Raw genomic sequence first — 20874 nt, 5'->3', positions numbered from 1 at the left:
CCCAATAGGCACGAAATTTTGCGGACGATGATGACGCTGCCGTGTCGTTTTCGTAGACAACAATCCGTTGTAAGGAGTTCGATCCATGTCCTTTGAATCCCTCGGCCTGCGTGCCGAACTGCTGAGCGCCATTGCCTCCCGGGGCTACACCGAGCCGACTCCCATCCAGACCGAAGCGATCCCGGTGATTTTCGAGGGATGCGACCTGCTGGCCGGCGCCCAGACCGGCACCGGCAAGACAGCAGCGTTTGCCCTGCCGATCGTGCAGCGGCTGGCGGAACATCCCCCCCGGCAAAAGCGGCGGGCTCCGCGGGCGCTGGTCCTGGTGCCGACCCGGGAACTGGCGGCCCAGGTCAGCGAACAGATGAACAATTTCGCCCGGCGCGTTGCGTTGCGTTCCACCATGATCTACGGCGGGGTGACCATCCAGGCGCAGATCGAGCGGTTGCATCGCGGCGTCGATATCGTGGTCGCCACGCCGGGGCGTCTGCTCGATCATGCAGAGCGGGGCACGGTGAACCTCTCCCTGATCGAATTCCTGGTCCTGGACGAGGCCGACCGCATGCTCGACCTGGGCTTTATCGACGCGATCAAGGCGGTTGCGGAATATCTGCCGGCCAAGCGCCAGACCCTGCTCTTTTCGGCAACCTATTCCCAGAGCATCAAGCAGTTTGCCGACCAACTGCTCGATCACCCGCGGCGGATCGTGGTGGCGCGCAAGAATATCGCCGCCGACGCGGTGACCCAGGCGGTCTACGAGGTGGAGCGAAGCCGCAAACGGGAAATGATCTCGTTTTTGATCCGCCAGGGAGGCTGGAATCAGGTGCTGGTCTTCGCCCGCACCCGCTACGGCGCGGACAAGCTGACGGAAGAGCTGCTCCTCGACGGGATCAAGGCCGCCGCCATCCACAGCAACAAGAGCCAGTCCATTCGGACGCGCACCCTGGCGGAGTTCAAACGGGGGGAAGTGCGGGTGCTGGTGGCCACCGATGTGGCGGCGCGCGGGCTCGACATCGAGCATCTGCCCCATGTGGTGAATTACGATCTGCCCCAGGTCCCCGAGGATTATGTGCACCGGATCGGCCGCACCGGCCGGGCCGGGGAGGAAGGGATCGCCCTCTCCCTGGTCTGCCCGGAGGAACGGCCGTTGCTGGTCGCCATCGAGAAGCTGCTCAAGAATACCATCCCGCGCCGGACGCTTGCGGAATTTCCCCCTGTAGCCGCCAAGCGGAGTGTCCGGATCAAGGAGGTCAAACAGGCCGATAAACTGTCCAAGGCGCGGAAGGCAAAGGACAGGCAGGCACAGACCCCAGCCCCCAAAAATACGACCCCGCGTCGGGGAAAGCCGGTGGCCGAACGGCCCGCCCCCAAGACCGGCCGCCGGGGGAGCAGGTCGGTACGGTAGAGCCTGCCCCCTGATTTGATCACAATACCGATTCAGAGAACAAAAAAGGGCCCGCACGATGCGGGCCCTTTTTTGTTCCTGTGGATTATCTGACCAAACCGTGCCTCAGGTCAGGTCCTGAACACCCTGGTAGATGATGTCGAACAACTCGGGGATATGCTCCTCTGCGATGCAGGAAAAGGCGATGCGCAGGTCGGTCTTGCTGGTGGAGATGGCGCCGACCCCGTACTTGTCCAACAGGTGGACGCGCAGCTTTTCGGCATCCACCTGTTTCAGCTTCAGGCACATGAAATACCCGGAGTTGAACGGGTAATAGGTCCAGGCCGAGTCGTATTTGCCGCTGTTGAGGACCTGTTTGGTTTTCAGGGCGCGACCCTTCATGACCTGGAATTTTTCTTCCTTCTGGGCCAGGAACTGGGGCGAACGCAGCGCCTCGATGACGAAGGTCTGGGAGGGGTGGGGGCAGTTGGAGATGCGGGCACGGATGATCCCCATGGTCTTCTTCTCCAGAGCGGTCATGACCGGTGTGTTCTCGTATTCGTTGCCGTCGGCAAAGGTGATGAACCCGGTACGGAAGCCCCAGACGAACTCCTCCTTGGTGGCGCCGTCCAGTTTTACCGCCAGGATGCGCGGATGGAGGTTGGCGAGCTTGCCGAACAGGGACTCCTTGAGGCTATCCTCGTAAAAGAGGCCGAAGTAGGCGTCGTCGGTCACGGCGACGATGTTGCAGCCGGATTCGGCCACTTCCTTGATGGCTGCCACCAGGGCATCGCCCTCTGCCACGGTTGGGGTGTAGCCGCTGGGGTTGTTGGGGAAGTTGAGCAGGACAACGGCCTTGCCCTTTTCTTCGGCGCTGTTCTTCAGAACCGCCTTGAAGGCGTCGATGTCGTAACCGCCGGCCACGGTAAAGGTCGGGTGCTTCTTGACGATCGCGCCGCAGCACGTGCCGAAGGTCAGGTTGTAGTTGCCCCAGAGCATGTCGGGAAGGATCAGGTGATCCCCCTTGTCGATGAACAGGTCGGCGACGATGGAAAGACCGTGGGTCAGGGCATTGGTGACGATGGGGTTGCTGAAATGCTTGCCCTGAAGGCTCGGGTTTTCCCGCAGTTGCTTTTCCCGCCACAGGGAACGCAGTTCCGGCTTGCCAGCCGGGGGGGCATAGGGAAAGATATCCTTGGGGTCAAACGCGGACAGCTTGTCCTGGATACACGACAGGAACATCGGCCCGCCGTTTTCGGTGGCAATGCCGATAGTGGCGTTGTATTTGTGCGCCTTCCCCTTGGCTTCGGCCGACTGGGTCAGGATGCCTTTGGGGAAGAAGAGGTTCTTGCCGAGATCGGACAGCATTTCCAAAACATACGGATTGTGCTGGGCAAGCAGGTCATTCAGTTCTTGTGCCAATGGGTTCATTGCGTTCCTCCTGGAGCTGATTTGAAGATTGTCTCACACACAATCCTAATTGGTTCCAAACCGTAAAGATATAATTGAACAGTACCGGTTCAGCTTTGTCAATAGGGAATATGAGGAAACCACCTCCCGCAACCGGAACATTTTGCATCTTCAAACCTGTCGTTGATGAAACGCTTGGGATGTTGTATGGTCCGCAGTTGTGACGTTACTATGGAAAGAGGTGCCTCGATGCTAAAGAGCATGACCGGATACGGCAAGGGAGAAGCAACAGCAGAACAGGGAACCTTCACGGTGGAGATCCGTTCGGTCAATCATCGCTACGGCGAGGTGTCGGTGCGGATGCCGCGCGGTTTCATGGCCCTGGAAAACGAGGTCAAACGGGCCGTATCCGCCCAGCTCAAGCGGGGCAAGATAGATGTTTCCGTACAGTGGGAGGAGGCTCTGGCCGGTGAATCGCTGCCCCGGATCGACACGGCCCTGGCGCGGGCCTACTTCACCACGTTCAATCACCTGGCGGGCGAGTTGGGGCTCTTGGGCCAGGTGCCGCTCTCCCTGGTGATCGCCCAGAAGGGGGTCCTGCGGGAGGGGAGTACGACCCTTACCGAGGACGATTACCGCGATCAGCTCCTGTCGGCGGTCCAGGCTGCCGTGACGACGATGGGCGCCATGCGGACACGGGAAGGTGAGGCGCTGACGGCCGATCTGGCGGCCCGGCGTGCCCAGGTAGCGGAATGGACTGCCCAGATCAGGAAGCGTACTCCGGCGGTGGTGATCGAGTACCGGCAGAAGTTGAAGGCGCGTCTGGAGCAACTGCTGGAGGGGACGGAGATGGACGAGGCGCGTCTGGCCCAGGAGGTGGCCCTGATGGCCGACCGATGCGACGTGACCGAGGAATTGGTCCGACTCGCCAGCCATTTCACTCAGTTCGACGAGGCGCTGCGCCTCCCGGAGCCGGTGGGGCGCAAGCTGGACTTCCTGATGCAGGAGATGAACCGGGAGGTCAACACCATCGGCTCAAAATCCAGTGATGCCGAGATCACCTCGCTGGTCATCCGGATCAAGGCCGAGATGGAGAAGATGCGCGAGCAGGTGCAGAACATCGAATAAAGAGGTTGTTGAAAAACAGCCATCTCGCCGCCATCCTCGAAAACCGCCTTGTGCGGCGTAGCGTTGCTACGCCTCCGCGGGGCTTTCTGCGGGTGCGACGATCTGACTATTTTTGAACAACCTAGGCTTTTCAGCAGCCTGATTAATACTTAAGATTCGTATAACGCGTGAATCATGAGGGTAAAATGGGCGGCCCTTCGGGTGGAACTTTCCTTTTGCGGCTGTTCTGTGCTACCCTCTGCAAAATTTCCGGGAAGGATGTTCCATGAAACGCGAAGGCCTGATCCTCATCATATCGGCTCCCTCGGGGGCCGGCAAAACCTCTCTCTGTAATGAACTCCTGCAACGTTTTCCGGCCATGAGGGAGTCGGTGAGTTATACGACCCGGCCGCCGCGGGCCGGTGAAGTGGATGGCCAGGATTATTTTTTCGTCTCCCGGCCCGAATTCGAACGCATGGTGGCCGAGGATGCCTTTGCCGAATGGGCTGAAGTGCACGGCAACCTGTACGGCACGGCGCTGCATACCCTGGAGGATGCCCGCCGCAACGGCATCGATCTGGTGCTGGATATCGATTGTCAAGGGGCGATGATTCTGAAGGAACGCCTCGACGGCGGCGTGTTCGTGTTCATCCTGCCACCTACCATGGAAGAGCTCCGGCATCGTCTGGAGAGCCGTTCGTCGGACGCCCGTGAGGTTATCGAGCGCCGTATTGCGCGGGCCGCGGATGAGATCAAGGAGTGCCGCTGGTACGATTACATCGTCATCAACGACCGCTTCGAGGATGCCGCCGAGGAACTGTCGGCCATCGTCCTGGCCCATCGTCGCCGGACCTCCCGAATGCTGGAGCAGGTGGCGAAATTGTTTGATATTTGAGATGAAATCATGTAAAAATAACGTTCCATTTTTCTATCAGTAGCAGGAAGGAGTAACGCTATGGCACGGGTAACCGTTGAAGATTGCCTCAAAAAGGTCGATAACCGTTTTCTTTTGGTGATGTTGGCCTCCAAGCGGGTCAAACAGCTCTACAAAGGGGCTCATCCGCTTATCGATGCAAAGAACAACCGCATGGTGGTAACCGCGTTGCGGGAAATCGCCGCCGGCAAGGTCAACTTCGAAATCAACAAGAAGCAGCAAGCCCATTAATCGCCGTACTGGGGTGAAATCGCAAATGGTGCGACTTCACCCTTTTTGTATCCATCCCCGTACCTTCCGATCCTTTTCGTCCTGCGAGTAGAAACGGCGCATGATCAGACTCAACGACATCCTCGATACGGTAACGGCGTACAACCCAACGGCTGATCTCAATATCATCCGCAAGGCTTATGTGTACTGCGCCAAGGTACACCAAGGCCAGACGCGCCTGTCCGGGGAGCCCTACATCATCCATCCCATGGAGGTGGCAGGCCTGCTGGCCGAGTTGCGCCTTGACGTCCCCAGCATCGTCACCGGTTTTCTCCACGATACCATCGAAGATACCCTGACGACCTACGAAGAGTTGGTGGAGATGTTCGGGGAAGAGGTGGCCAAGCTGGTGGATGGGGTCACCAAGATCAGCAAGATCCACTTCAAGACCAAGCAGGAGAGCCAGGCCGAGAATTTTCGCAAGATGCTTCTGGCCATGGCTAACGATATCCGCGTCATCCTGGTCAAACTGGCCGACCGCCTGCACAATATGCGCACGCTGGAGTTCCAGCCCGAAACCAAACAGCGCACCATCGCCCAGGAGACGATGGATATCTACGCCCCCATCGCCAATCGTCTGGGCATATCCTGGGTTAAGGTGGAGTTGGAGGACTTGGCGTTCCGCTATCTTAACCCGGATCTTTACTTCGACCTGGCCCGCAAGGTGTCCATGAAGAAGAAGGAACGAGAGGCATACGTCGAGGAAGCAAAATCGATCATCTCCGACAAGCTGGCCTTCCAGGGAATCCCCGGCGAGGTTTCCGGCCGCAGCAAACACCTCTACTCCATCTATCGCAAGATGGAGAAGCGCAACGTTGAATTCGAGGAGATCTACGACCTCCTGGCCATCCGCATTCTGGTGGAAGACGTGCGGGAGTGCTATGAGGTGCTTGGTTTGATCCATTCGGCCTGGAAGCCGATTCCAGGGCGTTTCAAGGACTACATCGCCATGCCCAAGGGGAACATGTACCAGTCGTTGCACACGACGGTCATCGGCCCCCACGGCGACAGGATGGAGGTGCAGATCCGTACCCACGAGATGCACCGCGTGGCCGATGCCGGCATTGCCGCCCACTGGAAGTACAAGGAGGGCAAGGGGTACGACGAGAAGGAGGTCAAGCGTTTTGCCTGGCTGCGGCAACTGCTGGAGTGGCAGCAGGAACTCCAGGATTCCAAGGAGTTCATGGATTCGGTCAAGGTGGATCTCTTTCCCGAGGAGGTCTACGTCTTTACCCCCAAGGGGGATGTGAAGGGTTTTCCCAAGGGTTCCACACCGATCGATTTTGCCTACAGCGTGCATAGCGACGTGGGGCATCGCTGTGTGGGGGCCAAGGTCAACGGCAAGCTGGTGCCGCTCAAGTACGAACTGAAGAACGGCGATATCGTCGAGGTCATTACCTCACCCCACCATACCCCGAGCAAGGACTGGCTCAAGATCGTCCACAGCTCCCGGGCCCGCAACCGGATACGAGCCTGGATCAAGATCGAGGAGCGCAAGCGGAGCATCGTTCTGGGGCGCGAAATCTGTGAAAAGGATTTCCGCAGATACTCCATAAATCTGCAGAAAATTCAGAAGGCCGGGGATTTTAAAAGGATTGCCGGGGAGTTCGGTTTTGCCGGAGACGACGACCTGCTGGCGGCGGTGGGCTACGGCAAGATCTCCAGCGGCCAGATCATCGGGAAGCTCGTGCCCGCGGAAAAGCTGCAGGAACGGACCGAACGCAAGGAGTCGCGGCTCTCGGCGGTCATCAACAAGCTCAAGGGCAAGTCGTCCAGTGCGGTGGAGATCAGCGGCGTCGACGATGTGCTGGTCCGCTTCGCCAAGTGCTGCAATCCGGTGTCGGGAGACGAGATCATCGGCTTTATCACCCGCGGCAAGGGGGTCACGATCCACACCGCGGACTGCAAATTCGCCCTGGAGAGTGATCCCGAACGACAGATCGATGTGGCCTGGAACAAGATCAAAACCACCTCCCTTCCGGTCAAGATCAAGGTCATCTGTCATGACGTCAAGGGTATTCTGGCAAACATCACCATGGCCATTACCAACAGCGAGGCCAATATCGCCAGTGCCCATATTCAGAGCACCATTGACCAGCGTGGCGAAAATACCTTCGAGGTGAACGTCAGCGACTTGGCGCACCTGCGGAAGGTGATGAACGCTATTATGAAGATCAAGGGTGTCATCAAAGTGGAGAGGCTAAAACAATGACATGCGAAACAATTGCGACAGACAAGGCCCCTGCTGCTATCGGGCCGTATGCACAGGCCATCAGGGCCAATGGGCTGCTTTTCTGCTCCGGGCAGATAGCGCTTGACCCGACAACGGGCGAGTTTGTAACGGGGGGCGTGGCAGCGGAGACCGAACGGGTGATGGCGAATATTGCCGCCGTGCTGGCTGCTGCCGGCGTGGGGTTATCGCAGGTGGTCAAGACCACCATTTTCCTTGCCGATATGGGGGATTTTGCTGTAGTGAACGAGATCTACGGCCGTAGTTTCGGCGATCACAAACCTGCCCGTTCGACTGTGGCGGTCAAAGGTTTGCCCCGCGGCGCGCTGGTTGAGATCGAGGTCGTCGCTCTGGCGTGATAGCGGTGGGAGGGAGGCGTCAGCCTCCAGTGGGAACGATAAAAAGCCGTGGACAGCAGATGTGCCACGGCTTCAAATCGCAGACCGTTCAAGCGGCTGATGTACCGCCGCGATTAAAGCGCTTTGGTGATGAGACCGGAACGGATGCAGCGGGTGCAGACCTTGATGGTTGCAACCGTGCCGTTTTTAACGGTTTTGACCTTCTGGATGTTCGGATGCCAGACGGTACGGGTCTTGTTGTTGGCATGGCTTACGTTATTGCCGAAGCTGGGGCCTTTTCCGCAGATTTCACATTTTCTTGACATATGGTGGTAACCTCCATTAATTGCTGAAAAAAGATTTTTAGCAGATTAATTGGCCGGTTGCAAGGGAAAAATTGGACAACACATGAATATCATCAAGGCCTTCATAACGCTCGTAATTATCCTGTTTATCGTTGTGGCGGTACTGTTCATCGACTTTACCTACAAGACCTTTTCCTACCGGCAACGGCCGGTTAAGGCCGATGCCATCGTGGTGCTGGCCGGCGGCAAGGGGCGGGTGGAGGAGGGGGTGCGGCTGTACCGGGAACAACGGGGCAGCCATCTTTTCCTGATCGGAGTCGATCCCTCCGTCCGCAAGGGTGACCTCTATCGCCCCCAGACCGGCGACCCCTCGTCCGAAGGGGTAATATTGGAAAAAGCCTCCCGCAACACCCTGGAGAACGCCATCTATGGCCGTGACGTCATCATGCGTGCCGACGTCCGCTCCATCGTGCTCATCACTTCGCGCTATCACATGAAGCGGGCCGCGATCCTCTTCCGCAACGCACTGCCCAAGGATGTCGCCATCTACCCCTATCCGGTTGACAGCAAAAATCTCAAAGAGGCCTGGTGGAACCATGGCGGCAGCTTTCACCTCCTGTTCAGCGAATTCTACAAATACTGCATGTTTCGTTTTTTCTTCCTGCTTGTGCCAGGCGAGTTGCGCGAGAGCATCCTGCCCGGAGCTTCCGGCGGCTGAGACTCTTCCCTAATCGACGAATTTCTGCTAAATTCTTTTTTTGCTTCAGCCAAAGCCCGAAAGGAATCACAACATGCGTTACCTCAGTACGCGCGGTGGCATTCAGCCAATCCCCTTCAAGGATGCCGTCATGATGGGACTGGCCACCGATGGCGGTCTGCTCCTGCCTGAATCCTACCCCAGGATTACCCTGGAGCAGCTCAACGCCTGGCGGCGGCTCTCCTACCCGGAGTTGGCCTTCGAGATCATCTCCCGTTTTGTGGATGATATCCCCCCCGCCGACCTGAAGGGGGTGATCGACCGCTCCTACGCGACCTTTACCCACCCTGCGGTGACCCCGGTGGTCAGGGAAAACGGCGTCTACATCCTTGAGCTGTTCCACGGCCTGACCCTGGCCTTCAAGGACGTTGCCCTGCAGTTCCTGGGCAATATGTTCGAATATATCCTGGCCGAACGGGGGCAAAACCTGAATATCGTCGGCGCAACCTCGGGCGATACCGGCAGCGCCGCCATTCACGGGGTGCGGGGCAAGAAGGGGATCAACATCTTTATTCTCCATCCCGACGGTAAGACCTCGCCGGTGCAGGCCCTGCAGATGACTACCGTCACCGATGCCAATGTCCACAACATCGCCATCCGCGGCACCTTTGACGACTGTCAGGATATGGTCAAGGCGCTCTTCAACGACCTGGAGTTCAAGGAAAAGTATGCCCTCGGCGCCGTCAATTCCATCAACTGGGCGCGGGTGCTGGCCCAGGTGGTCTACTATGTCTATGCATGGCTGCGGGTAACGGAGGACGGCAAGGCGCCGGTCTCTTTCTCGGTCCCCACCGGCAATTTCGGCGATATCTTTGCCGGCTACGTGGCCAAACGTATGGGGCTGCCCATTGAAAAACTCCTGCTGGCAACCAACGAGAACAACATCCTGACCCGTTTTGTCAACCAGGGCGATTACTCCCTGGCCGGCGTGGTCTCCACCCTGTCCCCCTCCATGGATATCCAGGTGGCCTCCAACTTCGAGCGCTACCTGTTCCATCTCTATGGTGAAGACCCGGCCCGGGTGCGGGCTGCCTTTGCCGAACTGAAGGCAAAGGGGAGGATCACCTTCAGCAGCGAAGAGATGGCCCAGGTGCGTCGCGATTTCTGCTCGGCCTCGGTGGATCAGGAGCAAACCCTGGATACCATCGGCAGTTTCTACAAGGAAACCGGCTATCTGCTCGACCCCCATACCGCGGTCGGGGTGCGCGCCGCTCTGGAGCAGTTGCCCGGCGACTCCCTTCGCGTCTGCCTTGCCACGGCCCATCCGGCCAAGTTCGGCGATGCGGTGGAAAAGGCCACCGGTACACCGGCGCCGGTCCCGCCCGCCATCGCCGCTTTGGAGGGGCTGCCGACCCGTTGCAAGGTGATGGATGCCGACTTGGCTGCAGTCCGTGAATTCATTGTGGCCACCATCGGGTAGGCGTATTTTCGAAAAGAGGGCAAGACCGCAATTAAATTGTTGACAAAATGCCCATCTCTTGGCATTTATACAAGTCCATCGCGGGAATAACTCAGTGGTAGAGTGTCAGCTTCCCAAGCTGAAGGTCGCGGGTTCGAATCCCGTTTCCCGCTCCAACAAAATTAGTGGGTTAGCTCAAAGGCTAGCTCTTTTGGAGTGTCCAAAATCCTTCCTCTGGGCTCGCTGGATTCGAATCCTGTTTCCCGTTCCAAAGGGTACGTGGGAGTCGTCAATAATATCCTGTTCTCAGAACAGTCATTATTGGGGTGCCAAACAAAGCAAGGGCTTACAGAGATGATCTGTAAGCCCTTTTTGTTTGTGCCGCACCAACGCCACCGCACATCCCCCGGCGCCTAAAGGCTGGGGAACAAGGTTTGCATTTTCGTCTTCATTTCGGCGCTCAATTGCACGAACAACTCGGCATTGTACGAACCTGTGGGCATCGGGCGAATGCTCGGGTCCGTGCCGATCACGCTCTGGTCGGCGGGATTTATCAGCGGCGCCGAGGTCTGGACGATGTCCGGGGCGTTGACTATCTGCATCGCCGCAACGGCGTATTTGCGTGCGGTCGCGGCGGGCGTGCCCGCTTTGACGGCGGGATCGACGTTGGTCGCAACGATCGAGATGGAGTAGTCGCTGTTGAGTTTGATCTCAAACATGCGCAATTGCTGGGGGAAGTCGTGCAGCGACGAGGTTTCGACCTGCCAGAAGCCTCTCTCCGGCTTGGCGGCGTCATCGCTGGCAAACGCTTTGACGGCATTGACGTGGCGATGACCGGCCATCCACATCAGGAGGTTCGGATGGCTGTGCAGTTCGGCCAAGAGCCCCGGCAGATCCACCGCATTCTGCATGCTGGAAGGGTTTGCCGAGTTATCGAACCACTCCATGAACGAGTTCTTTACCTCGACGCCTATGGGGATGTGGGCGGCGATGATCATCAACTGCCCGGCGGCGTCACCGGCGGCCAGTTCGGCCTTCAGCCATTTCCAGCGGGCGCTGTCGAGAAAGCCGCGGCCGTGGATGCCGGTGGAACCGTCGTCTTCCCGCTGGGTATCGTCAAGCACGATAACCTTGAGGGGAACTGTTGCTTTCGGCACGAAGCTGTAGCAGGCAAAGCCCTTTTCCTGCCCGGGAGGAACCAGGTTGAAGCCGTGGCCGACCGGCGCGGTGGACGTCTTGAAAAATTCATTTACCCATTCCGGCTTAGTCAGCGAGCGGCGATCCGGGTCCGGGACCACCGTGGGAGGGGTGGCGAAGTCTCCCACCTTTCCGGCTTTTACGACATCGCCGTTCGGGGTGGAACCGTCGATGACCCCCATATAGTAGAGTTGGTGATTTCCGGTGTTGTAGATGTCGTTAGGGTAGGCGAGGGTGTTCGCCATGGCGACGACTTCGCTGCTGGTATAGCTGTCGCGCAGGCCGCCGGCGTCCAGCGGGATGGAGCCGATGCAGAAATGATCGTGGTTGCCGATGGCCTGATACCAGGGGATCGCCGGGTTGAGCCCCGCCGCCTTGAACTGTTTTTGATAATCGATCTTGTTGGCCCCCGCGTGGGCGCCGGAGCTGGGGGTAATGACCTTGCCGTCGATGACGTCGATATACCACCTGAGCTCGTTGTACTGGGTGCTGTTGCTGGCGTCCCCAAGCGAGATCCCGAAGTCGATGGGGGTTTGTTTGTGCAGGGCGTTCACGGTCTGGATGGCGGCGTCCAGCACCTGGGTCGTGTACAGCATGGTTGGGGAATAGGTAGAGGTCTCCTTGCCCATGAGCATTTCCAGGTAAATTACCTGGGAGGGGGATTCCTTGTCGATGATGTGGATATCGGTGATGGCGAAGAACCTCACCAGCACCTTCGACGCGCTGCTGTCCGCCGGATAGGTGTATGCCGTGGCCATGAGATCGTTGCGTTTCTCGGAAACGAGAGCGGCACCGTAGCTCCAGGCGCCGTACCCGTACGTGTCATAGCTGGCAATATTTTTGAGATTCGTGGCGGCAATTTGCGCCGGCGATATGGTGGTGTACTTGATCGTCCGCTGGAGTGTCGTGGAAACAGTGGAGTCAATCGGGTAGCCCGCGGTCTGGGCCGCGCTGGTGGTGCCGCAGCTAAACGTCAATGAACCCAACGAAATGCAGGCCATGGTCCCGGCCGAGACCTTGATGAAGTCCCGCCGGGTCATGCTGCTGTCCATTGCCGCGTCAATACTCTGTTCCGGGTCTTTGCTCACGATGATGCTCCTCCTTTTTGTGTGTCCGGCTGCGTGCGAAAGCACCTGCTCGATGGGTAGCTCCACCTCGTTCGTTAGGGCGATTGCGGGTCGCAACGTGAACGGTCGAGGCGTGTTCAAAATCTGAAATTATCCGGGAAGAGGTCCGTTCGGCGGGTGCTGGTGCCCCGAAGAACGGACCGCCGCATCAAAGGTTCGAGGAGCCGGGGGTCAACGAACGGGCCAGGTGTAGTATACGTTGGTCGCGGGGAAGTTGCCCCCGGTGCCGTTGGTCATGTAGGCCTCCCAGATATTGCCGTCGCCGAAGCTGTAGGACGACCAGTAAAAATCGCTCTGGATGTTGGTAAAAAGTCTCGGCGTGCTGGCCAATACCGGCTCCGTGCCGGTGAGCAATGCCGAAAGATCACCTATCGTCGGCAATCGCCAGTCACGGGCGTAGGAGCCGTCGCTCAGGCCGCAACTGCCGCTCGCGAGATAACTGCTCCAGGTCAGGGCGTCTGCCCACGTGGTGCCCGCCCCGGATGTCACCCCGCCGAGGGTGGCCGCGCAGTTGGCGTTCTTCAGCCAGAGCAGGCCGGTGGTCATGTCCCGGACCGTGCCGTCGTTGTTGTCGCACCAGCGGCCGAGCGGGCTCAGGGTTCCGCTGCAACTGTAGGTCGCCGTGATGATGTCGGTGAAGTCCCGGCCGGTGACATTGGCGTTGCTGACAGTCACGGCGCGGGAGGACGGCTGGAAGCTGTACCCGGACCGTGATGGGGTCACGGTATAGCTGCCGTTCTGCAGCCCGGCAAAGCTGTAATTGCCGTTGGCGTCGGTCAACACGGCGGCTGAGGCGGCTCCCGTCAGAGCGACGGCCACATTCTGAAGCCCCGCGCCGTTCAGCGATATGGTGCCGGAAATGCCGTAGGTGGGCGCGGGAGTTGCCGTGATGGTCACTATCGCGCCGCCCGCGTGCAGGCCGTCCACCACGTAGATGTTGAACGTGCCGGGGGATGCGGAGTTGAAGGTCGTCGAGGCGGTGTTGCCGGCAATAGTCACGTTAGCCGGGGTCGTCAGCAGGTTGCCGCCCGTTGCCGTGAAGGTGGCGGTTTTACCGTTTTCCGTACTGGGGAACGTGGCGGTGACGGTAATGGCGGTGGAGACGGCGGCGGTCAGGGCGCTTGCGCTCATGGCTACCGGGGTGGCGACCATGGCGCTGATCTGCGCCTGGAGGGTCGATATGGTGCTGTTGAGGGAAACGATGGTCGCGTCCCGCGTTGCGATGGTGTCGTTGGCGTTGGCGAGTTGCGTCTGCAACGTGGCTATCTGATTGGTCAGGGTGGTCACCTGGGCGTTGGCGGCGGCCAGTTGGCCGGACAGGGTGCTGTTAGTGCTTTCGCTTGCCGCCAGTTGTGCCGTCAGGCTGGTTACCTGGGCGTTGGCGGCGTTCAGTTGTGTCGTCAGACTGGCGATGCTCGCCTGTGCGTTGGCGTACGCGGCTGACAGGGCGGAGGTATCCGACGAGAGGCTGGCAGCCAGGGACTGGAGCACAAGGACCTGATTAGCGGCGGTCGTCAGGGGCGTGGCGTTGGAGTTTGCGGGCTGCCCGGCAAGCGTGGCCAACGCGCTTTCCGTTTGCTTCAGCGAGTTGATCGCGGTGGTGATCCCGGCGTTGTACACCGAGCCGTCCGCCTTTGCGCTGGACAATTGCGTCTGCACGGCGGATAGCTGGTTCTGCAGGACCGTTATCTGCGCCTGTTGCGATTGCGTCTGCGAGGGGGTGTCTCCGCTGCAGCCGGAGAGCGAGATTCCTGCCAATAACATAAGAGCCAGCACCAGCATATGTTTCATGTTCCAAGCCTCCTGAGATGGATTTACACTGTCAATGACAGATGGCCGATGGGCCGATATACATGACGCACTCATGGGCAGCCGCCGGTCCGGCACAGCCCCGGGTTCAGCCGCTCGGCGAGTTCGGAGATACGCTGGAATTCCAGGCTGCCGGACAACAACCGCAGCTCTCCCGGAGACAGGCGATACCCCGCCTGAATGCTGGCCGCCTCAAGGGATTCGGTCGCCAGACGGCGGAACTGCCCGTCCGTGATCAAACGCCCCAGCACCTTTTCGACCGCTTCCTGTGACATTGCCGCCTCCCGTCGCACATCTGTCCCCTGCGGGACAATTGCGCCCCGAGCAGAACTGCTGCATGAGGTAGGTCGCGAAATCCGTGCCGGATCTATTGGTCGTTGTAATTCGAACTGTTAGCGGAATAGGGCGGGATGATTCTGTCCGGCTGGGGACATGTTGTCCCGTTTGGGGCAATTGGTGGGAGGTGGCGGTCGAAAGGTCGGCGGACGGGCGCTTCCGGGGTCAGTAGAACAGCTTGCGGGAGGCTTTCAACAGGCGTGCGGCGGAGGATTTGTTGTTGTTGCTCCTGGCCAGGGCCCACTCGATAACCCGGCGCGTGACGGCGTCGAGAGAAAATTCGTCGGGGGAGAAGGTGAGGTTGAGGGAGATCCGGTCGTCGGACGCCTCCCCGGTTTGCGCCTGAAAATGCTCCTGCAGGCGCAGGTGCTCGGGCCGGATCAGGTCCCCGCCGGTGACGATGGTGGCATATTCCAGTTGGTTGCGCAGTTCGCGCACATTGCCGGGCCAGTCGTAGGTCATCATCAGGTCGAGCGCCATCCGGGAAAGGCCGGGAAGCTGTTTGCCCTGATGCTGCCGGAATTTTTTGAGGTAATGTTCCGCCAGGTGCGGGATATCCTCGCGTCTCTCCCGCAGGGGCGGGATGGTGATCGGGAAGATGTTGAGCCGGTGGAAGAGGTCCTGGCGGAAGGTCCCCCGGCCGCAGCATTCCTCCAGGTTACGGTGGGTGGCGACGATAACCCGGAAATCGGCGTTGATCTGGCGGTCGGAGCCGACCTTCTCGTAGGTCCGTTCTTCCAGCAGGCGCAGCAGTTTCGGCTGGAGCGACAGCGGCATGTCACCGATCTCGTCCAGAAACAGGGTGCCGCCGTGCGCCCGGCTGCATTTCCCCTCGCGTTCACGGTCGGCGCCGGTAAAGGCCCCCTTGACGTGGCCGAACAACTCGCTCTCCAGCAGGGTTTCCGGGATGGCGGCGCAGTTGACGGCTATGAAGCTGGCCATGTTCTGCCCGGATGCCACGTGGATGGCTCGGGCCATGACCTCTTTTCCCGCCCCGCTCTCGCCGTAGATGGCGACGGTGGTGCGGGGAGAGGCGGCCACCTGCCGGGCCGCGGCGAGCGCTCTGCCCATGATCGGCGAATGGCTGGTCATGCTCTGGAAGCTGAACTTTTCCCGCTCGAAATCCAGCATCCGGTCATAACTGTGGCGCACCCTGGCGTTTTCGAGCAGCCGTTCCACCACCACCAGCAACTCCTCCCGGTTGAGCGGCTTCAGCAGGTAGTCGCCGGCCCCTTCTTTCATAGCCGCCACGGCGCTGTCGACACTGCCGTGGGCGGTGACCAGCACGAAAGGCAGCTCCGGGCGGACCGCGCGCACCCGCCGCAACAACGCCACCCCGTCCATCCCCGGCATGACCATGTCGGACAGCATCAGGTCGAAGCGCCCCTCTTCCAGCTTCGCCAGGGCCTCGGCCCCGTCGGCGGCGCAGGCCGTCCGGTATCCGGCATCGTCCAGGTATCCCTTGACCATGAAGCGAAAGCTCTGCTTGTCGTCAACCACCAGTATCCGTGCGCCACTGTTCATGGATAGCCACCCTTCATCCGTTTCATGAGTTTCTCGACCACCGGCTGCAGTTGTTCGGGCCGGGCGGACGGGGCATGCCGCTGCAACCAGGCCGCAAGTTCGGCCGGCTCCCGGTTTGCCAGGTGTCCGCACAGACCTTTCAGGGTGTGGGCGGCCCGGACGAGTCCGCTGCGGTCGTCGCGTTCCAGGGCGGTTTGCAGACTCCGCAGCTCGCCGTCGATATCCTGCAGCAGCATCTCCCGGTACTGCCGGGCGCGCTCCGGGTTGCTGGCCAGGTCGTTCCGGGTCTGCGCGTCCAACTGCGGTTCCCCGCCGGGCGGCGGGGCGGCGGTTTCTCCCCCGAACGCGGCCATGGCCTGGGCTAGCTGCTCGGGGACCACCGGTTTTGCCAGTACCCCATTGATCCCCGCGGCATGACAGGCGTCGCGGGTGGTCGCATCGGCATCGGCCGTAATAGCGATGACCGGCACGGGGGTTTCGTCCCGCTCTTCTTCCCGGCGCCTGATGCGGCGGGCAACCTCGATGCCGTCGATATCCGGCATGCGGATATCCAGCAGGACCAGGTCGAAACGCCGCTGCTCCATGAACTGCAACGCCTGCAAGCCGTCTTCCGCCAGCGTAACCTCCTGGCCCCAGGAGTCCAGGATATCTCCCAACAGTCTGCGGTTGAATCCGTTGTCCTCCACCACCAGGACCGCACGGGGCGCCGGGGCCACGGCCGGTGCGAGACGGCCATCCGGCGCCGGTTCCGTTTCCCAGAGCGGCAGTTCGACGGCGAAGCAGCTTCCCGCTCCTATCCGGCTGTCGACGGTGAGACTTCCCTTCATCATCTCCGTCAGGTTGCGGACGATGGCCAGGCCGAGGCCGGTGCCGCCGAATTTGCGGGAAATCGTCGGGTCGAGTTGACGAAAGGGCTGGAAGAGCAGGGTGCGGCCGTTCTCAGGGATGCCGATGCCGGTATCCCGCACCTCGAAGCGGACCAGGGGCCGGCCCCCCTCCGCCGGTCGTCCGGCCTGGCTGACCGTGCAGGATACCGCGCCGCTTTCGGTGAACTTGACGGCATTGGCCAGCAGGTTGGCGAGGATCTGGCGCAGGCGGAGCGGGTCGCCGAGGACCCAGGTGGGCACATCTTCGGCTACGCCGACCTGGAAGGCCAGCATTTTCCGGTCCGCCAGGGGGCGATACTGCTCCTCCAGACCGGCGACGAGCTGCCGCAGATTGAACGGCACGGTCTCGAACTCCATCCGCCCCGCCTCGATCTTGCTCATGTCCAGGATATCGTTCACGAGTTCCATCAGGGAACGCGACGATTGTTCGAGGATGGCTAGGTACTGATCGATCCGGGCGGGGTCGGTTGCCGTGCGGGCCATGCCGCTGAATCCGACCAACGCGTTGAGTGGGGTGCGGATCTCGTGGCTGACCATGGCGAGAAACTCCGATTTCGCCTGCGACTCCAGGGCGGCCCGCTGTGCCTCCTGTTGCAGCCTGCGGGAACGCGTGTTCAAGATCATGGCGAATATGCTGCCGATGATCAGGCCGTTGATGATCAGCACCTGCCTGCCGTAGCTGGTGTTTCCCCGCAAGCTGGCGGGGGTGCTGCGGTTGGCAATCCAGAACAGGGTGAAAATGAAAGCGACGGCAACGAAGAAGAATCGCAGCGAACGGCGGCTCGGGGTGCTTTCACTCCGCAGAGTAAAGGTCGTGGCGACAAAATACCACCATGTCACCCTGACCAGCACCAGATTGGAAACCATGGCCAAAAAGATATGGCCGGAGACGATCGCCGCAAGCTGGAGGGGAAAGACGCACAGCAGGAGATCGAGCCCGCGCATCACCAGTTGTGGGGGCTGATAGGGCTTGAACAGTTCTCGGCAGAACAGCACGGTTGCGAAATTCGACCCGCAGTAGGCAACGACGATAATCCAATCCATCACGCCCGGAGGAAGGCCGGCAGGGATAAAGGGAGCCAAATAGCCGGTAATGGCCACGCCATACAGGGTATACATGGCTTGATGCAGGGCAAACAGGCCGACTACCGGCAGCCGGTCCAGCAGATAGCTGTGGAGGGCCCAGGACAGCAACAGCAGCATGGCGGTCACGAAAAACACCGCCATCAGGTCAAACTGGTCGTCCACGCGCTCGGCCTCGGCCGGCTCCAGGGCTTCCACCGTCAACTGCGACGAACTCCTGGTCTTGAGGCGAAGATAGTAGGTCGCCCCGGAGGGCGCCACGCTGACGACAAACCCCAGGGAATTCCTGGCGCGATCGCGTGCGCCGAAAGCATAGTGATTGCCGGTCACCCGTGTCTTCCAGCCCGACGGAGCCCCCGCATCCGCCTCGTAAAGACGAACCTCGTTGAGAAAAGGCTGGCGAATGAACAGTACCACCTCATTCCCCTTGGCGGGCGCCCGGACCCTCAGCCGCAGCCAGTGTACGGAGTCGGTCAGCCCCCGGGAAAGCGTAGGACCGATCAGGGTAAACTCGCGCCCGGCCACATCGGCGATCGTCAGGGTGCCGGCCGGGTCTTCCAGCGCGGCCCGCGAAACGATCAGATCACTCGCAACGGCCGGGGGAGCAAGGATGAACCCGGCGATCAGGATGAACATGCCGAAAATGTAGTTCATAGAAGAGTACTCGGTTACCGGGAGATAGGGGGATTGCGGTGCGTCTATTGGGATCACGTCCGGGACATCCCGGTTTGCACGATATTCGGACCATGACAGTTGTTTACTATCAAAACTGAAACGGACGTGTCCAGAGTTTTGTGCAAATTTTGTGTAAATGGCTTGTCGATTATCAGGAAGCCGGCGATCTTTGTTCGGGCATGCTCCGGAACCGATGCAAGGCCGGTTTCCAGTTTTCTGCCGGCATGGCCGGGGCCGGGGAGCCCCCTCTGTCTGTCTGTGGTGCCCTGATGTTAACCGGCATCCAATTTTGACCCACCTTGCCTCTATAACCTGGCGTTATTACGACGTGGTGGGTCAAGATCTGCGCCGATCACGGGTCAAAGTCCAAAGCCGGTTCACAATGAGATAATTTTTACTAAGATATCATAGGTGTCTTAGTTACTCATAATGCTGATAAAATGTAGTGAAGCCGGTCCCAATGCCTACAGTTTTACGCCTTCGTCCTGTGGGTCGGCTTCGAAGTTTGCCCCTCTTAACCAGCAAACTGCGGGGAATTGGCCCCGCAACGTTTGAACTTGAACCAATCTCGCCAAATCGTGTGCAGTAAATAACCACCCGTTGCGATGCAAGAATATATGCATTGCAGTTTTTTGCGCGAGCGATAAAATGTAAACACTATATAGGCCGAACCGGAACGGATGACCTGTTCTTAACGGCAGATGAGAGGTATGAGGAGAAACATGACAGGCAGGGGAGATGTCAGCCCCGTGAACGGCTGGGAAAGGGACATGACATGAGAATGAGAATGGTGGGTTTGTTGTGCGGGCTGGCAGGGGTGCTTGCGGCGATCCCTGGCTGGGCCCAGGGGATTCCGAATGGCATGGTGGTCTGGCCCGACTCGTCCGTGGAGCGTGACCAGGATGTCGGCCACCGGTCGCATACCAACCATCTCCTGCTGATGTATCCGCTGTCGGGAGGGATTTCCCCGGCAGGGATGAGCCCTGCCGCCATTAGGACGGCCTATAATCTTCCATCCTACACGCTGGGCCAGACGCAAGGGGCGCAGACAATTGTCATCGTTGACGCGTACGATTACCCGACGGCAGTAGCCGACTTCAACGCCTTCTCGGCCTCCTACGGGCTTCCCCAGGAGACGGGTAGCGGCAATGTCCTGCAGGTCGTCTACGCGAATGGGACCAAGCCAGCCTACAACTCCGGCTGGTCACAAGAGGCTGCGCTCGATATCCAGTGGGCCCATGCGATGGCACCCACGGCTAAGATCGTCCTGGTGGAGGCGGCATCAAACAGCAACAGCAACCTGCTCGCTGCAGTAGACGTGGCCGGCACGATATCCGGGGTCCAGGAAGTGTCCATGAGTTGGGGGTCGGGCGAATTCTCTAGTGAGACTGCCTACGACAGCCACTTCACCGCCCCCGGCGTGGTCTACTTTGCTGCGAGTGGCGATTCCGGCGGGAAGGTCATCTGGCCAAGCGCCTCGGCGAAAGTCGTTTCTGCCGGCGGGACCACGCTCAACATGAGTTCAACTGGTGTCTTCCTCGGCGAGACGGCCTGGAGCGGTAGTGGCGGCGGCACGAGCAAGTTCGTGCCCCGGCCGACGTATCAGGACGCTGTCCAGGGGATCGTAGGGAGCAAGCGGGGGACGCCGGACGTGTCGTTCGATGCCAACCCGAACACGGGCGTCTCGGTCTACTGGCAGGGGGGCTGGTATGTGTTCGGCGGGACCAGCGTCGCCTCACCGTCGCTGGCCGGCATCTTCAACCTCGCGGCTTCGACCAACGGCTTTGCCATCAGTTCTACCTCTGAATTAACCACTGTCTACGCGAATATGAATACCAGCTCAGCTAATCCCGGTGCATCGAACGATTTCCGCGACATAATCTCCGGCTCGGCGGGGAAGAACCGCTGCAAGACGGGGTATGATCTCGTGACCGGCATCGGCAGTATCTGGGGGCTGTACGGCAAATAGCTTGGCCCCGAACGGACTCAGTGTAGGAACAGAAGAGGGATGCTGAACAAGGTATCCCTCTTCGTTTTTGCCACCTTCGCTTTCGGTAAAAGGAGATGTCCGGCCCAGCCCCGGCGAAAAGAGGGGATGAGAG

General features: G+C 59.8%; 16 protein-coding genes and 1 tRNA gene. 10 read left to right on the top strand and 7 right to left on the bottom strand.

What is annotated here, in order from left to right; translation table 11 throughout:
* Nucleotides 1–85 precede the first annotated feature (85 nt).
* Nucleotides 86–1405 carry a DEAD/DEAH box helicase gene (locus F6V25_RS15565; RefSeq protein WP_151129536.1) on the top strand — a complete coding sequence of 440 codons (1320 nt, stop codon included), beginning with the start codon at nucleotides 86–88 and terminating at the stop codon, nucleotides 1403–1405.
* Between the two features lie 105 nt (nucleotides 1406–1510).
* Here the strand turns inward: F6V25_RS15565 and F6V25_RS15560 are convergent, their stop codons facing one another.
* Entirely contained in the window at nucleotides 1511–2815 is a 1305-nt protein-coding gene (locus tag F6V25_RS15560) for an aminotransferase class I/II-fold pyridoxal phosphate-dependent enzyme (protein ID WP_151129535.1), read from the bottom strand.
* A gap of 228 nt (nucleotides 2816–3043) precedes the next feature.
* Here F6V25_RS15560 and F6V25_RS15555 point away from each other — a divergent pair, with 228 nt between their 5' ends.
* From F6V25_RS15555 to F6V25_RS15535, 5 genes are all read left to right on the top strand, one after another.
* Nucleotides 3044–3922, top strand: coding sequence for a YicC/YloC family endoribonuclease (locus tag F6V25_RS15555; protein WP_151129534.1), 879 nt, complete (start codon nucleotides 3044–3046; stop codon nucleotides 3920–3922).
* Nucleotides 3923–4187: 265 nt separating this feature from the next.
* Nucleotides 4188–4796: a guanylate kinase gene (gene gmk / locus F6V25_RS15550; protein WP_151129533.1), complete on the top strand. Its 609-nt coding sequence runs from the start codon at nucleotides 4188–4190 to the stop codon at nucleotides 4794–4796.
* Nucleotides 4797–4856: 60 nt separating this feature from the next.
* Complete coding sequence (gene rpoZ / locus F6V25_RS15545) at nucleotides 4857–5066, top strand: DNA-directed RNA polymerase subunit omega (protein WP_149309409.1); 210 nt, start codon at nucleotides 4857–4859, stop codon at nucleotides 5064–5066.
* Nucleotides 5067–5166: 100 nt separating this feature from the next.
* Nucleotides 5167–7317: a RelA/SpoT family protein gene (locus tag F6V25_RS15540; protein ID WP_151129532.1), complete on the top strand. Its 2151-nt coding sequence runs from the start codon at nucleotides 5167–5169 to the stop codon at nucleotides 7315–7317.
* Nucleotides 7314–7694 carry a Rid family detoxifying hydrolase gene (locus F6V25_RS15535; protein WP_151129531.1) on the top strand — a complete coding sequence of 127 codons (381 nt, stop codon included), beginning with the start codon at nucleotides 7314–7316 and terminating at the stop codon, nucleotides 7692–7694. The genes F6V25_RS15540 and F6V25_RS15535 overlap by 4 nt, the downstream gene beginning before the upstream one ends.
* A gap of 113 nt (nucleotides 7695–7807) precedes the next feature.
* Here the strand turns inward: F6V25_RS15535 and rpmB are convergent, their stop codons facing one another.
* Nucleotides 7808–7999 carry a 50S ribosomal protein L28 gene (gene rpmB / locus F6V25_RS15530; RefSeq protein WP_149309415.1) on the bottom strand — a complete coding sequence of 64 codons (192 nt, stop codon included), beginning with the start codon at nucleotides 7997–7999 and terminating at the stop codon, nucleotides 7808–7810.
* 82 nt (nucleotides 8000–8081) lie between these two features.
* Here rpmB and F6V25_RS15525 point away from each other — a divergent pair, with 82 nt between their 5' ends.
* The 3 genes from F6V25_RS15525 (at nucleotide 8082) to F6V25_RS15515 (ending at nucleotide 10310) form a co-directional block, all read left to right on the top strand.
* On the top strand, nucleotides 8082–8696 hold the full coding sequence (locus F6V25_RS15525; RefSeq protein WP_149309417.1) for a YdcF family protein: 615 nt from the start codon (nucleotides 8082–8084) through the stop codon (nucleotides 8694–8696).
* Nucleotides 8697–8769: 73 nt separating this feature from the next.
* The gene (thrC, locus tag F6V25_RS15520) at nucleotides 8770–10155 is read left to right on the top strand and encodes a threonine synthase (protein ID WP_151129530.1); all 1386 of its coding nucleotides are present in this window, start codon (nucleotides 8770–8772) and stop codon (nucleotides 10153–10155) included.
* A gap of 80 nt (nucleotides 10156–10235) precedes the next feature.
* Nucleotides 10236–10310: transfer RNA gene (locus tag F6V25_RS15515), tRNA-Gly, on the top strand.
* 237 nt (nucleotides 10311–10547) lie between these two features.
* Here the strand turns inward: F6V25_RS15515 and F6V25_RS15510 are convergent.
* From F6V25_RS15510 to F6V25_RS15490, 5 genes are all read right to left on the bottom strand, one after another.
* Nucleotides 10548–12419, bottom strand: coding sequence for a TIGR03768 family metallophosphoesterase (locus F6V25_RS15510; protein WP_218043562.1), 1872 nt, complete (start codon nucleotides 12417–12419; stop codon nucleotides 10548–10550).
* Nucleotides 12420–12629: 210 nt separating this feature from the next.
* Nucleotides 12630–14249: an Lcl domain-containing protein gene (locus F6V25_RS15505; RefSeq protein WP_191966229.1), complete on the bottom strand. Its 1620-nt coding sequence runs from the start codon at nucleotides 14247–14249 to the stop codon at nucleotides 12630–12632.
* A 71-nt stretch (nucleotides 14250–14320) separates the two neighbouring features.
* Complete coding sequence (locus tag F6V25_RS15500) at nucleotides 14321–14542, bottom strand: Os1348 family NHLP clan protein (RefSeq protein WP_151129528.1); 222 nt, start codon at nucleotides 14540–14542, stop codon at nucleotides 14321–14323.
* 226 nt (nucleotides 14543–14768) lie between these two features.
* On the bottom strand, nucleotides 14769–16127 hold the full coding sequence (locus F6V25_RS15495; protein WP_151129527.1) for a sigma-54-dependent transcriptional regulator: 1359 nt from the start codon (nucleotides 16125–16127) through the stop codon (nucleotides 14769–14771).
* Nucleotides 16124–18751, bottom strand: coding sequence for a response regulator (locus tag F6V25_RS15490; RefSeq protein WP_151129526.1), 2628 nt, complete (start codon nucleotides 18749–18751; stop codon nucleotides 16124–16126). The genes F6V25_RS15495 and F6V25_RS15490 overlap by 4 nt, the downstream gene beginning before the upstream one ends.
* Before the next feature lie 796 nt (nucleotides 18752–19547).
* On the opposite strand from F6V25_RS15490, the gene F6V25_RS17335 reads away from it, so the two are divergent.
* Nucleotides 19548–20741, top strand: coding sequence for a S53 family peptidase (locus F6V25_RS17335; protein WP_246167070.1), 1194 nt, complete (start codon nucleotides 19548–19550; stop codon nucleotides 20739–20741).
* Nucleotides 20742–20874: the final 133 nt, after the last annotated feature.

Source organism: Oryzomonas japonica, assembly GCF_008802365.1.
In the GTDB taxonomy this organism is placed as follows: domain Bacteria; phylum Desulfobacterota; class Desulfuromonadia; order Geobacterales; family Pseudopelobacteraceae; genus Oryzomonas; species Oryzomonas japonica.
Note: the sequence above shows the minus strand (reverse complement) of the source record. Positions and strands in the feature narration are given on the sequence as shown.